This is a genomic window from Azoarcus sp. TTM-91, from assembly GCF_012911025.1.
In the GTDB taxonomy this organism is placed as follows: Bacteria; Pseudomonadota; Gammaproteobacteria; order Burkholderiales; family Rhodocyclaceae; genus Azoarcus.
On sequence record NZ_WUEI01000115.1, the window covers coordinates 1 to 13,228 of the forward strand.

Annotated in this window: 8 protein-coding genes; 3 read left to right on the forward strand and 5 right to left on the reverse strand. The window is 70.1% G+C overall.

From position 1 onward, the window contains the following. Positions 1-424: 424 nt before the first annotated feature. Entirely contained in the window at positions 425-1,474 is a 1,050-nt protein-coding gene (locus GRF61_RS20310; protein ID WP_169152447.1) for a helix-turn-helix transcriptional regulator, read from the forward strand. A gap of 177 nt (positions 1,475-1,651) precedes the next feature. Here GRF61_RS20310 and GRF61_RS20315 read toward each other — a convergent pair whose 3' ends face one another. The 3 genes from GRF61_RS20315 to GRF61_RS20325 all read right to left on the reverse strand — a co-directional run bounded on the left by GRF61_RS20315 (position 1,652) and on the right by GRF61_RS20325 (position 5,569). Continuing rightward, positions 1,652-3,361 carry a sensor domain-containing diguanylate cyclase gene (locus GRF61_RS20315; protein ID WP_169152448.1) on the reverse strand — a complete coding sequence of 570 codons (1,710 nt, stop codon included), beginning with the start codon at positions 3,359-3,361 and terminating at the stop codon, positions 1,652-1,654. A 184-nt stretch (positions 3,362-3,545) separates the two neighbouring features. Next, positions 3,546-3,998: a bacteriohemerythrin gene (locus GRF61_RS20320; protein WP_169152449.1), complete on the reverse strand. Its 453-nt coding sequence runs from the start codon at positions 3,996-3,998 to the stop codon at positions 3,546-3,548. A 236-nt stretch (positions 3,999-4,234) separates the two neighbouring features. Beyond that, the gene (locus tag GRF61_RS20325; RefSeq protein ID WP_169152450.1) at positions 4,235-5,569 is read right to left on the reverse strand and encodes a sorbosone dehydrogenase family protein; all 1,335 of its coding nucleotides are present in this window, start codon (positions 5,567-5,569) and stop codon (positions 4,235-4,237) included. 419 nt (positions 5,570-5,988) lie between these two features. Between GRF61_RS20325 and GRF61_RS20330 the strand changes: the two genes are divergently transcribed. Then, positions 5,989-7,464: a diguanylate cyclase gene (locus GRF61_RS20330; protein WP_169152451.1), complete on the forward strand. Its 1,476-nt coding sequence runs from the start codon at positions 5,989-5,991 to the stop codon at positions 7,462-7,464. A gap of 223 nt (positions 7,465-7,687) precedes the next feature. Here the strand turns inward: GRF61_RS20330 and GRF61_RS20335 are convergent, their stop codons facing one another. Continuing rightward, positions 7,688-10,132 carry an ATP-dependent DNA helicase gene (locus GRF61_RS20335; RefSeq protein ID WP_348982448.1) on the reverse strand — a complete coding sequence of 815 codons (2,445 nt, stop codon included), beginning with the start codon at positions 10,130-10,132 and terminating at the stop codon, positions 7,688-7,690. Continuing rightward, positions 10,129-11,784: a VRR-NUC domain-containing protein gene (locus tag GRF61_RS20340; protein WP_169152452.1), complete on the reverse strand. Its 1,656-nt coding sequence runs from the start codon at positions 11,782-11,784 to the stop codon at positions 10,129-10,131. Before GRF61_RS20340 ends, GRF61_RS20335 begins: the two co-directional genes overlap by 4 nt. Positions 11,785-12,051: 267 nt before the next feature. Between GRF61_RS20340 and GRF61_RS20345 the strand changes: the two genes are divergently transcribed. Next, positions 12,052-13,074 carry an alpha/beta hydrolase gene (locus tag GRF61_RS20345; RefSeq protein WP_169152453.1) on the forward strand — a complete coding sequence of 341 codons (1,023 nt, stop codon included), beginning with the start codon at positions 12,052-12,054 and terminating at the stop codon, positions 13,072-13,074. Positions 13,075-13,228 lie beyond the last annotated feature (154 nt).

The following is a 13,228-nucleotide window of genomic DNA, read 5'->3' on the forward strand; positions in this document are numbered from 1 at the left end:
TCCCCGCACCCTGCCCGAGCCCGGCAGCGCCGGCTTGCTGCTGCTCGGCGGCGCCCTGCTCGCCGCCAGAAAGCTGCGGCCCCGCAGCTGAAGGGCGGAAGCCTGCCGCCACCGCGGCGGGCTGCGCTGGCAGCTGGCGGCCGAGCACCCTCCCGCTGCCAGCGCGCAACACCCGGCGCGGCCAGCCGCAGGCCGGCGTCCCTGCCGCGGTAGGGGCCATACCTCTTAAGCGGCAACGGCCAGGCCCTGCACGCAGCCAAATGGCACCTCCCGGCGGCCGGCGCGCCCCGCTGCCGCGCATCCGCCCTGTTTGACCGCTTCCCCAGAATGGGTTTCTTGGCCGACGCGCTACGCATAAAGTCAGATGCCTTCGTTCTTATCCGGCGCTAGGGTTAGGCATCAGCCCCCCGCAGATGAGAACAGCATGGACAGCCTCACGCTACGTGACGAGGCCGCCGCCGAATGGCTGGCGCACATCGCCGACATGTTGGGCGCCGAAGCGCACGGCATGCTCACCCGCCACCCCGACGGCAGCCACGCGCTGATCTCCCGGGGTCACGAGGAAACGGCTGCCCTCGCCTACCGCGACCACTATTCCCGCCTGGACCCGCTGGCCAGCCTGCTCGCCGTCCGCCCCGCCGGTCGCGCCCTCATCCTGGATACCGACAGCCATCCCGCCTACCTGGCGCAGCAGGAGTTGATGGACGGCTACATCCGCCCCAACGGCATCCGCCATGTGGCCGCCGCCCAGTGGCAGCTGCCGGATGGCTCGCTGCGGCTGCTGGGCTTCCAGCGCTTCGCCGGCGCCGCGCCCTTCAGCGTCGAACAGGGCCGCGAGCTGGACAAGCTCGTTCACCACTGGCGCATCGGCAACGCCATGCCGCCGCCGCTGGGCTTCGACGACAGCGGCACCGGCGCCCGCCGGCGCAATTGCGACATCGCCGCCCAGCTGCCGACGCCGTTGGTGGTAGTGGATGCGCACCTCTCGGTGATCTGGGCCAACCTCGCCGCGCTGGAGGAAAGCGGCGAGCTGTGGAGCGGCCTGCGCAAGCACGGCAACCGCAGCCGCAGTGAGGAGACGCTGCTGCGGCCGTTGCGCCAGTTGGTGCTGGACAGCCTGCGCGACCGCTGCGAGGCCGAAGCGCTGATCGAGACCCGCGCCGCTGCCGGCACCTGGGTCGCCATCGCCAGCCCGCTGATCGGCAAACCCGGCCTCGCGCTGCTGCGGCTCACCGCGGTGCACGGCCAGCCGCGCGGCCTGCGCGCCCGCCTGCAGCGCCTCTACCGCCTCACCGCCGCCGAAGCGGAGCTGGCGGCGATGCTGACCGAAGGCGACAGCCTGGAGCGCATCGCCGAGCAACGCCAGGTGGCGCTGGAGACGGTGCGGGCGCAGCTGAAGTCCGTCTTCCGCAAGACCGGCGCCCACCGCCAGGGCGAACTGGTGAGCTGGGTGGTGAAGCTGGCGCGCGCCTGAGGCCGGCTGGCAAGCGAGACGCGGAAACGGCCGCCCCGCGGCGCTGCGCGGGGCGCCCGGCGGAACCCGTCGGGATTCCTGCAGCAAACAGCCCCGGCCGCCACCGGAAGGCCCACCGCTCAGCGCGGTGGGCGGCAAACGGGCGCGCCAGGAAGCCGGAAGGCCGGCCGGCGGCCCTCAGCCGCGGAGGACCGCTTCCTCGACCGGCGGCGGCGCCTTCACCACCCGGTTGCGGCCGGCGCGCTTGGCCTCGTACAGCGCATGGTCGGCGCGCTTCAACAGCGCACCGGCGTCGCCATCCAGCCTTGAGGCCAGGGCCAGGCCGACACTGATGGTGATGCCGCCCACTTCGGCGAACTCGGCTGCCGCCACCGCTGCGCGTATCTTCTCCGCCACTGCCAGCGCGCCCTGCTCGCCACCGGCCTCCGGCAGCAGCACCACGAACTCCTCGCCGCCGTAACGGGCAACGAAGTCACTGCTGCGGGTGTTTTGCTGCAGCAGCCCGGCCAGCCGCTTCAGCGCCGCATCGCCCACGGCGTGGCCGTAGTCGTCGTTCACCCGTTTGAAGTGGTCGGCGTCGATGATGAGCAGCGCGTACGGCTCGCAGTCGCGCAGGAAAAGCTGCTGGCATTCGGCCAGGCGCTCGTCGAAGCGGCGGCGGTTGAACACGCCGGTCAGGCCGTCGCGGACGGCCAGGCGGGAAAGCGCTTCGTTAGCGCGGGTGAGCGCGTCGGTGCGCTGCTGCACCGTCAGCTCCAACGAGGCATTGGCTTCGCGCAGCGCGCGCTCCTTGTCCAGCAGGGAGCGCGTCATCTCCTGCAAGGCCTGGCTGAGCTGGGCGATCTCGCGCACCGCCTGGTCGCGCGGAATGGCAAAGCCCTGGGCGCCGGCCCGCAGTTGCTGGGCAGCCTGCGCCAGCTGCTCTATCGGCCGGCTCACCCGCTGCGCCAGACGATAGGCCACCACACCGGACACCGCCGCCGCCAGCACGCCCAGCAACAGCAGCCGGTCGCGCAGATCATGGGCGGATGCCAGCGCCACCGCGAGGGGCTGGCGCACCGCGATGGACCAGCCCAGCCCCGGGGCGCTGCGCATGCCCACCGGCATCGCCCGGGTGAGATAGTCGCCGCCGTCGGACCAGCTACCGGCCCCGGCCGCCAGGTCGCCCTGGTAACGGGTGCCGATCAGGCGCTCCGGGTACAGTACCTCGCCCCTGGCGTTGACGATCAGCACCTCCGCCTCCCGCTGCATGTCCTGCAGGGCCACGGTGGATTCCACCAGCCCGGTCACCCAGCTCCAGTGGGCATGCGCCCCCAGCACCCCGATGAGAGTGCCGTGCTCGTCGCGTATCGGCGCGGCGAAATCGATGAAGCGCAGCGGTTCCCCGGTCGCACTGCCCGGCAGCAGCTTGGCCAGCAGCACCGCCTCGTGCAGGTCGCCGGTGTAAGGCCCCTTCAACGCCTCCTGGAACCAGGGCCGGCTGCCCACCGACTGCTTGACCAGCAGTTCGCCAACCGCCTGCCGCACCTTGCCCTCGGCATCCGCCACGCCCATCCAGGCGTACTCCGCGTGCGCCCTTGCCCGCTGCTCCATCGATCTGAGCAGGGCAGGCGCGTCCAGGTCGCCGCGGGTGAAATGGGGCGCCTGGCTGAGCAGGGTGATTTCGAGCTGGCGCTCGTGCAACTGGTCTGCCAGCAGAATGGCCGCCGCCCTGGCGGTACCCAGCAGCGCATCGCCACTGGCCTGTTGCATCTGCCCGGTGGCGATGCGGCCGACGTAGATGCCGGCGCTGAGCAGGGTGAGCAGCGAAAGGCCGGCGAACCACAGGGCGAGGCGGCTGCGCAGGCTGGCCTTGGGGGCGGAAGAAGCAGGGAGTCCGGCGTTCACGGCGGCAGCGGTTCCAGCGGTCCTCCGGGCGACGGAGGTGGCAAGGCGGCGCGCTCGGGCCGCCAGCCGGTTTGAAAGTCACCCGGAGACCGGGACGGCGTGTTTGCTGCTTCTCGTGCGGTACCGGCCATGCGGGGACATGGCTTGTCCGTTTTGCGACGGGTGCGGCTCCTGCCGCCTGCGCTCAGCGCCGGCGGGCGAAGAAACGCCCGAGCAGCGAACTGCTCCCTTGCTCGCTGCGAAACTGCGCCGCGTAGCGCTTGTCCTCGACCAGGATGTGATTCACCAGCCAGTCGCGGAGGAAATGGATCAGCTCCAGGCTGATGGTGCGCCCCGCATGCGCCGCCTCCTTCTCTTCCATCAGCTTGCGCACGAACTTCTGGTGGTAGGCCACATGGCCGTCGAAGTCCGGATAGCCGATGGAGCGCATGAAGGTCTCTTCCTCGGTGAAATGCAGCACCGTGTAGTGCTCCAGATCTTCAAGGATGGTGTTCAGGCGGCGCCCCTCGGCATTGTCGAGGATGGCCGCCCACAGGCGGTTCATGATGTCGAACAACATCTTGTGCTGGCGGTCGATCTCTTCCAGGCCCAGCGCATAGCTGTCCTGCCATACCACCAGCGTCGTATTCTTTCTCATTGCAGATTCTTGCCTCGAACCGGCGCCGGCCGTGGACATCACGGCCGGCTGATGGCGAATTTCAGTTTCAGGGGCGAAGATCTGCGGATGCGTCTGCATCTGCGGCGATCTCCGTCCCGCCCGGCATAAAGCAAACGGAATGCCGAGCGGGGCAGGAGATTAGCCGAGGAAATCATTCAAGCTTTTGACTTATATCCAAATAGGTACGATCTCCTGCGCCGGTCCAACGTGGGGGTTCAGCGCGCGGCGCTCACCCGCCACACCACGTTGCCGACATCGTCCGCCACCAGCAGTCCGCCGCGGGCGTCGATGACCACGCCCACCGGCCGGCCCAGCGCTTCGCCCTCGGCATTGAGGAAGCCGGTGAGCACATCCACCGGCATGCCCTGCGGCCGGCCGTCGGCGAAGGGCACGAAGATCACCTTGTAGCCACTGTGCGGCTTGCGGTTCCAGGAGCCGTGCTGGCCGATGAAGGCGCCCTCGGTGAAGGGCGCCGGCAGCCGGGAGCCGTTGGCAAAGCACAGGCCCAGCGAGGCGGTGTGGGAGCCGAGGGCGTAGTCGGGCACGATGGCGGCCGCCACCAGCTCCGGCCGCTGCGGCTCCACCCGCTCGTCCACATGCTGGCCGAAGTAGCTGTAGGGCCAGCCGTAGAAGCCGCCGTCCTTCACCGAGGTCATGTAGTCCGGCACCAGGTCGTTGCCCAACTCGTCGCGCTCGTTCACCGCGGTCCACAAGGTGCCCGTGCGCGGTTCCCAGTCCATGCCCACCGGGTTGCGCAGGCCGGAGGCGAACAGCCGGCTGCGGCCGCTGGCGGCGTCGATTTCGAGGATGGCGGCGCGGTTCTCCTCCGCCTCCATGCCGTTCTCGGCGATGTTGCTGTTGGAGCCGACCGAGACATAGAGCTTGCTGCCATCCTTGCTGGCGACCACGTTCTTGGTCCAGTGGTAGTTGATGCCCGCCGGCAGGTCGGCCACCTTCTCGCCCGGCGCGGTGATCTCGGTCTGGCCCTCGCGGTAGGGGAAGCGCATCAAGGCATCGGCGTTGGCCACGTACAGAGAGTCGCCGACCAGCACCATGCCGAAGGGCGAGGACAGGTTCTGCAGGAAGGCGGTCTTGAACTCGGCCACGCCGTCGCCGTCCGCATCGCGCAGCAGGCTGATGCGGTTGGCGCTCTCGGTAACCGCGCCGCCGCGCTTCATGAACAGGCCGCGCACCCACTCCACCGGCCCGCCGGCGCTCTCCTTGGGCGGGCGGTTGCTCTCCGCCACCAGCACGTCGCCATTGGGCAGCACGTACAGCCAGCGCGGATGGTCCAGCCCGCGGGCAAAGGCGTCCACCTGCAGGCCGGCGGCCGGCACCGGCCTGGTGTCGCCCTCCCAGCCCTTGGCCGGGGCGACGTTGATGGTGGGCAACAGCGAGCGCTCCGGGGCGGGCAGCTCGGGCGCCGGGCCGTAGCCGATGGGCGCGTCCGGCACGGCCTGGGCGGATGCCGCGGCGCTGGCGGCGAGGGCGACAGCCAGGGAAATGCGCCGGACGAAGCCGGCGGGACGGCGGAGGACAAGGCTGGACATGGATGGGGTCTCCTCTAGGGGTGGGCCAGCGCGCCGCCATAGCAACGTATCGCGCGCAAGTGCCTGCTGCAGCTGGGGAAAGGCCACTGGTTAGGTAGGAGGCGAGGCCCGCGGTTCAATTGCAGCCGCATATCGCCGCCGAGCCGCATGGATATGCAGGAACAGGCTTTGCAGGCTGCCGCCGGCCGTGGCCGGCTGGCATGCGGCGCGGACCGGCAGGGAGCCGGCCGTGCCAGCAGCCGGAAGCGCCCCCGGCCCCGGCGGCGCGGGCCGGCGCGGGCGCCGCCGCGGAGCGCTGATGCAGCCTCCTGCCCTGCGTCGCGGCAAAACGCACATAAGCGCTCGGAATCGAGCAAAAATGATATAAATCATCGTCGTGCAGCCCTTGCCGGCCGCCCCTTCCGAAAGCTTTCCTGGCCATGAGCACCTCCCGCGTTTCTCCCGTTTCCACCCACGATGTGAACTTCCACGATCTCTTCCAGCTGGCGCCGATCTCGCTGTGGCTGGAGGATTTCTCGGCGATCAAGGCGCTGTTCGACGACTGGCGCTCCGCCGGCATCGCCGACATCGACGCCTACTTCGCCGCCTTCCCGGAACAGGTGGAAGCCTGCTCGGCGGCGATCCGGGTGCTGGACGTGAACCAGCGCACCCTGCAGATGTTCGGCGCCCGCGACCTCGCCAACCTGGTGGCCAACCTGGGCTCGGTCTTCCGCGACGACATGCATGACCAGCACGCCCGCGACATGGCCGCGCTGTGGAAGGGGCACGCCGGCTTCAACAGCCAGAGCGTGAACTACGCGCTGGACGGCCGCCGCATCGACGTGCAGGTGAATGCCCGCATCCTCCCCGGCCATGAGCATGACTGGAAGCGGGTGATGATTTCGCTGGAGGACATCTCCGACAAGGTTTCCGCCCAGCGTGGGCTGAAGTTCTCCGAGCAATACGCCCGCGGCCTGTTCGAACACTCGCCGGTGTCACTGTGGGTGGAGAACTTCAGCGGCGTGCGCCACCTGCTGCAGGGCGTACGCGACGCCGGCATCACCGACTTCCGCGTCTTCCTGGATGTACACCCGGAGTTCGTCGGCCGCTGTATCCAGGAAATCCAGGTGGTGGACGTGAACCAGCAGACGCTGACGCTGTTCGGCGCCCACAGCAAGGAGGAGTTGCTGGCCAACCTGGACAAGGTGTTCCGCGACGACATGCACGAGCATTTCACCGGCCAGTTGCTGGACCTGTGGAACGGCAAGCTGATGCACCAGCGGGAGACGGTGAACTACGCCCTGGGCGGCAGCGAGGTGAACGTCTTCCTGCAGTTCTCGGTGCTGCCCGGCCACGAAGACAGCTGGGACCGGGTGCTGATCGCGCTGACCGACATCACCGCGCGCAAGAAGGCGGAGGCCTACCTGGAGTTCCTCGGCCGCCACGATGCCCTCACCAAGCTCTACAACCGCGCTTATTACGACGAGGAGCTGATGCGGCTGGCGCGCAAGGGCCCCTACCCCATCAGCGTGGTCATCGCCGACCTCAACGGCCTCAAGACCTCCAACGACACCATGGGCCACGCCGCCGGCGACGGCCTGCTGCGGCGTGCCGGCGAGGTGCTGAAGAAGGCGGTGGGCGACGGCGTGTGCGCGGCGCGCATCGGCGGCGACGAGTTCGCGGTGCTGCTGCCCGGAGTGGACGAGCGCGGCGCGCAAGAGGTAGTGAACCGCATCAACGCGGTGACCACGCTCAACAACCAGTTCTACACCGGTGCGCCGCTCAGCTTCTCGCTGGGCGTCGGCACCTGCGAACAGGACCAGCCGCTGTCCAAGGCCATCCATGCCGCCGATGCGCAGATGTACGCCGTCAAGCGCGAGTTCTACGCCACCGAGGGCAAGGACAGACGGCACTGAGATCCGGGCGGCAGCCGGTTCCACAGTGACGCAGGACGGTCGGCCTGGCCCGACGGCGAAGCGCCGGGCGCCGCTTGCGCATCCCTCGCGCGGTCAGCAGCCCCCGGCAGCGCAGCTGCCGGCCTCTCCGCCGTGCGAAGAGCGGCCCACGAAAACGGCAAGCCAAGGCTGACCTCAGTTCTCCCTCGCACCCTCTCCCTCGCTCCCTCTCCCGCCCGCCTCTTCAGCCGCCAGGGGCAAACGCGGCGTCGGGCAAGGCCAGCCGCCCCACCTCCGCCGCCCTGCAGCGCATCACCTTCCACCACGCCGGCAGCAGCCTGCGCACCTCCGGCTGCCAGTAGCGGTCGTCGATGAGATGGACGCAGCCGCGATCCTGCGGCGTACGTATCACCCGCCCGGCGGCCTGCACCACCTTCTGCAGGCCGGGGTAGAGATAGGCGTAGTCGTAGCCGGCGCCGAACAGCGCCTGCAGGCGGCGGCGCATCTCCTCGTTCAGCGGGTTGATCTGCGGCAGGCCCAGGGTGGCGATGAAGGCGCCCACCAGGCGCTCGCCCGGCAGGTCTATGCCTTCGCCGAAGGCGCCGCCCAGCACCGCGAAGCCGATGCCGCGGCCCCCCTCCTGGAAGCGGGCTAGGAATGCCGCCCGCGCCGCCTCGTCCATGCCCGGCGCCTGCGCCCACGTGGGAATCCGCGGCCAGGCTGCGGCGAAGGCCTCATGCGCCTGGCGCAGGTAGTCGTGGCTGCTGAAGAAGGCCAGGTAGTTGCCCGGTCGCCGGCCGAATTGCGCCGCCATCAGCCCGACCAGCCCGGGCAGGCTGCGCTGGCGGTGCCGGTAGCGGGTGGAGAGGTCGGCGATCACCCTCAGCTCCAGCTGCTCCGCGCGGAAGGGCGACTCCACTTCGACGCGGGCGTGGTCCGCCGGCAGGCCGAGCAGGTCGGCATGGTAGTGCGCCGGCTGCAGCGTGGCGGAGAACAGCACCGCGCAGTGGGCGCCGCGCAGCCGCGGGCCGAGGAAGGGCGCCGGCAGCAGGTTGCGCAGGCCGACGCGCGCCTGCACCCGGCCGCGAGGAGCCGGGCGCGGCTCCAGGTCGAAGAAGGAATGTTCGCCGAAATCCTCCGCCAGGCGGCAGAAGCGCAGCATGTCGAAGTGGAAGCGCAGCAGCTCCGGCGCGATGCCTTCCGGCTGCTCGGCGAGCTGCTCGCCCACCGCCGCCACGGTCTGCTGCAGGGCATCGAGCAGTTGGGCTGGCGACTGCGCCAGCACGCTGTGGCCGGCCCCGGCGTGTTCCCGCGCCAGCGCGTTCCACTGCCGCTGCAGCTGGCGCAGCGGGGTTTTGAGCGTTGCCGGCGCCAGTTTCCTGGCGAGGTCGAAGTCGCGCGGCTCCAGCACCGCGCTGTACATCGCGCGGCCGCGCTCTATCAGGTTGTGGGCTTCATCCACCAGCAGCGCCACACGCCACTCGCGGAGCTGGGCCAGGCCGTGGAGCAAGGCGCCGGCGTCGAAATAGTAGTTGTAGTCGCACACCACCACGTCGGCCCAGCGGCACAGTTCCTGCGCCAGGTAGTAGGGACACAGGCGGTGGGCTGCGGCCAGTTGCCGCAGCGTGGCGCGATCCAGCCGGGCGGTCCGCAAGGCCACCTCGCGCGCCGCCGGCAGGCGGTCGTAGAAGCCGCGGGCGAGCGGGCAGCTGTCGCCATGGCAGGCCTTGTCCGCATGCTCGCAGGCCTTGTCGCGGGCGATGTGTTCCAGCACCCGCGGGCGGCTGGTGGACCACTGCGCGCCAAGCTGGTCCAGCGCGTCCAGCGCCAGCTGGCGGCCGGGCGTCTTGGCGCTGAGGAAGAACAGGCGGTCCAGCTTCTGCGTCGGCATGGCCTTGAGCAGCGGGAACAGCGTGCCCAGGGTCTTGCCGATGCCGGTGGTGGCCTCGGCCATCAGGCAGCGGCCGTCGCGGGCGGCGCGATAGGCGGCCTCCGCCAGCGCGCGCTGACCGGGGCGGAATTCGGCGTGGGGAAAGCGCAGCGCCGCCAGCGCTGCGTCCCGCCCGGCGCGGTGCGCCGCCTCCTGCCGCGCCCAGGCGATGAAGCGATGGCAGTGCTCGTCGAAGAAGACCCGCAGCGTGGCGGCGTCGGCCTGTTCGCGGAACACCGTTTCGCGCTGGCTGGCGATGTCGAAATACACCAGCGCCAGCGTGATGCCGGCCAAGCCGCGCTCGGCGCACAGCAGCCAGCCGTAGATGCGCAGCTGCGCCCAGTGCAGCCGGCGGTGGTTGTCCGGCAGGCGGGCGAGATCGCCGCGGTGGGTCTTGATCTCCTCCAGCACGCCGGCCTCCGGGTCATAGCCATCCGCCCGGCCGCTCACCAGCAATTCCTGATAGCGGCCGCGCAGCGGCACTTCGGCCAGATAGCCCGCGCCGCGCCGGCCGGCCACCACCGCATGGCCGGCGATGCCTTCCTGCGCGGTGGGCGACGGGGTGAAGCGCAGATCGAGGTCGCCGGCCTTGGCGGTGAATTCGCACAGCTCGCGCACGGCGACGCGCAGGAGCGCTGCTGCGCCCGCCCCAGCGCCAAGTCCGGCGGCAGGCTGGCCGGAGGCCGCTTCGGCCGGCCGGTGCTGCCCGCAGGCCGGCTCCGCCACCACGGGCAGATCCGGCCCGGCGGCGGCGCTCACGCTTCCGCCTCCCCGCCTTCGCCTTCCCAGCTCAGGTAGCACACGGCCACCGGCATGCCCTGTTCGGCGCAGAAGGCGAGCCAGCGCTTCTGGTTATCCTGCAGGCGGTCGCCCGGCCCCTTCACTTCCAGCATGCGGTAGCGCTGCTGAGCCGGCCAGAACTGGATCAGGTCCGGCATGCCGGCACGGTTCTCGCGCAGGTCCAGCAGCAGGCGCTCGAAGCAGGCGCGCAGGTGCGCCGGCGGCAGGCAGACCAGCGCGAGTTCCAGCAGTTCTTCCGTCAGCATCGACCAGAACACGAAGGGCGACTGCATGCCCTGCTTGGCGGCGAAGTTGTCGCGGATGGCATCCCGGTAGCTGCCATCCGCCAGCCGCGCCAGGCAGGCGTCGAACAGGGCAGCGCGACGCTGGCGGAAAGCACCGTCATGCAGATCGGCGGGCCCCGCCTGGAAGGGATGGAAGAAGGCACCCGGCACCGGAGCGAAGATGGCCTCCCAGCACAACAAGCCGAAGAGGCTGCAGATCAGCGTGTTCTCGACATAGAACACCGGCGCTTCCGGGGTATGGAAATGCGCCCGCACCGCCTCCTCCACCCGGCCGGCGGATCTGGGCAGCCGTAGCGGAATGCGCACCTCCTCCGCCCTGGGCGCAGGCGGCAAACGCCCCAGGCCCAGCCGTGGCGACAGCCGCCGCAGCGCGCGGGCGGCCAGTTGTGCCTCGGCGCCGCTCTCGGGGGCCGCCATCGCCTCCTGCGCCAGCGCATGCGCCTCCGCATCCCGCGCCAGCCGTTCCAGCACCCGGATGCGGCGCGCCCGGCTGCCCTCGCCGCCAGCCTCGCGGTAGAGCGCCAGCGCCTGCTCCAGCTTGCCCTCGCGCTCCAGTTGCCGCCCCAAGGCCAGCGCCACGCGGCCGTGGCGGCGGGCGAGGTGGGGGCTGTCCACCGGCCGCGGCCCCAGCTCCGGCCACAGGGCGGCCACCGCCTCGCCCGCCGCCAGCCGCTCCCGGCAGCGGTAGAGATGCAGGTGCGCCTCAAGCTCCGCCCGGTTGCGGAAGCCACGCGCGCCAGGCGCCATCTCCACCATCTCATAGCGGAAGATGCCGAGGTCGGCGAGCACGAACTCGGACCAGTCCTGGGCGAGATTGCCGAAGAACATCAGCCGCAGGCGCTCGCACAGTTCGGCGACGGTGAGGCTAAGCACCGCCTCGTCCGCCGCCGGGCACCAGTCGGCGAAGCGGCGGCTGCCCGGCAGCGCCTCCGCCAGGCTGGCGATCAACAAGGCTTTGGGCTGGGAAGCGCGCGGCAGACAGGCCCCCAAGTGCTGCAGTAATTCTTCGCGCCGCAGCAAGCCTGCCACCTCCGCCACCGTCAGCAGGGCGTCGCGGCTGACCCAGCCGGCCTCCAGCAACGCCTCCGCCGCCTGCAGCGGGCAGCCCAGCTCGGCGTAGTTCAGCTTGCTGGCGCGGAAATGCGGCCCCTTGCGCATCACCATGCGCACCAGCAGGGCCTGCGCAGGCAGCGGCAAGGCGGGGAAGCGGCGCAGGAAGCCGCGCTCGGCGGCGTCCATCAGGTCGAGGTGATGCCGGCCCAGCCAGTCCAGCGCGCGATGGAAGTTGGCCAGGTAGTAGAGCGCGGGAGAAAGCGGGAAGAACATCGCGCGACTTTACACTGTTTTTTTATATAGCCTCACAGGGTGGCGGCGACCGCAGCCCGCGGGATGAAACGGCAGGATCGTTTCCCGGCCGCGGAGTGGGCTGCCCACGAGGGGGTTCGGGCCTGGGGGCAGAACATGGCAGCATGCCTGGCGGAACATCAGTCCAGACCAGCAGCATGAGCAGGCGGCCGGAACCCGCGTTCCCTCGCCCGGTCGCAGCGGTGTCCGCCCTCTGCTCCCGGCTTTCCCCTCCCAACAGGAGTCCCCATGTCCAACAAGAAGCTGCTTGCCGCCGCCCTGGCCCTGCTGCCCTCCGCCAGCGTTCACGCCCAGACGCCGGCTGTGCCGGACTACGGCGCCCGCCTGGAGCGTTTCGATTACCCCTGGGAGGTGCGCAACTTCCCGGTGCGCGCCCAGGGCCAGACGCAGGAGATGAGTTATATGGACGTGCAGCCCGAGCGCCCCAATAGCCACACGGTGGTGCTGCTGCATGGCAAGAACTTCTGCGGCGCCACCTGGGAAGCCACCGCGCGCGAGCTGCTGGCGGCGGGCTACCGGGTGGTGATGCCGGACCAGATCGGCTTCTGCAAATCCAGCAAGCCGCGCAGCTACCAGTACAGCTTCCATCAACTCGCCGCCAACACCCGTGCGCTGCTGCAGAGCCTGGGCGTGGGCAAGGCGGTGGTGATGGGCCATTCCATGGGCGGCATGCTGGCCAGCCGCTATGCACTGATGTACCCGGAGGCCACCGTGGCGCTGGTGATGGTGAACCCCCTGGGCCTGGAGGACTGGAAGGCCAGGGGCGTGCCCTACCGCAGCATCGACGACTGGTACGAGCGCGAGCTGAAGACCGGCTTCGAGGGCCTCAAGCAGTACCAGCAAGCCACCTACTACGCCGGGGAATGGCGGCCGGAATACGACAAATGGGTGTTGATGAGCGCCGGCATGTACCAGGGCGTGGGCAAATCCAGCGTCGCCTGGAACCAGGCGCTGACCTACGACATGATCTACACCCAGCCGGTGGCGCACGAATTCCCGCAGATCAGGGTGCCGACCCTGCTGCTGATCGGCGAGCGCGACACCACAGCACCGGGCAGGGATGCCGCGCCACCGGAGATCGCCGCCACGCTGGGCAACTACGCCACCCTCGGTCCGGCGGCCGCCCGCGCCATTCCCGGCGCCCGGCTGGTGACCTTCCCGGAGCTGGGCCACTCGCCACAGGTGCAGGACCCGAAACGCTTCCATGCCAGCCTGCTGGAGCAGCTCGCCACCTTGCTGGTGGCACGCTGAGGGCCCACAGGCCTCCCGCGAGCCTTGGGAGCAACCTGGAGCGAGCCTGCGCTGTCTCGCGGCGAAGGGCCGTCGATGGGCATTACCCGGCCTTGCCCCGCATTACCCGGCGAGCGGACCGAGCACCGTTCTTGCCCGGAAGCTCACCCCAGCC

Coding starts and splice junctions, on each gene's coding strand:
- GRF61_RS20310 (WP_169152447.1), top strand. CDS start 425: ATGGACAGCCTCACGCTACGTGACGAGGCCGCCGCCGAATGGCTGGCG.
- GRF61_RS20320 (WP_169152449.1), bottom strand. CDS start 3,998: ATGAGAAAGAATACGACGCTGGTGGTATGGCAGGACAGCTATGCGCTG.
- GRF61_RS20325 (WP_169152450.1), bottom strand. CDS start 5,569: ATGTCCAGCCTTGTCCTCCGCCGTCCCGCCGGCTTCGTCCGGCGCATT.
- GRF61_RS20330 (WP_169152451.1), top strand. CDS start 5,989: ATGAGCACCTCCCGCGTTTCTCCCGTTTCCACCCACGATGTGAACTTC.
- GRF61_RS20340 (WP_169152452.1), bottom strand. CDS start 11,784: ATGTTCTTCCCGCTTTCTCCCGCGCTCTACTACCTGGCCAACTTCCAT.
- GRF61_RS20345 (WP_169152453.1), top strand. CDS start 12,052: ATGTCCAACAAGAAGCTGCTTGCCGCCGCCCTGGCCCTGCTGCCCTCC.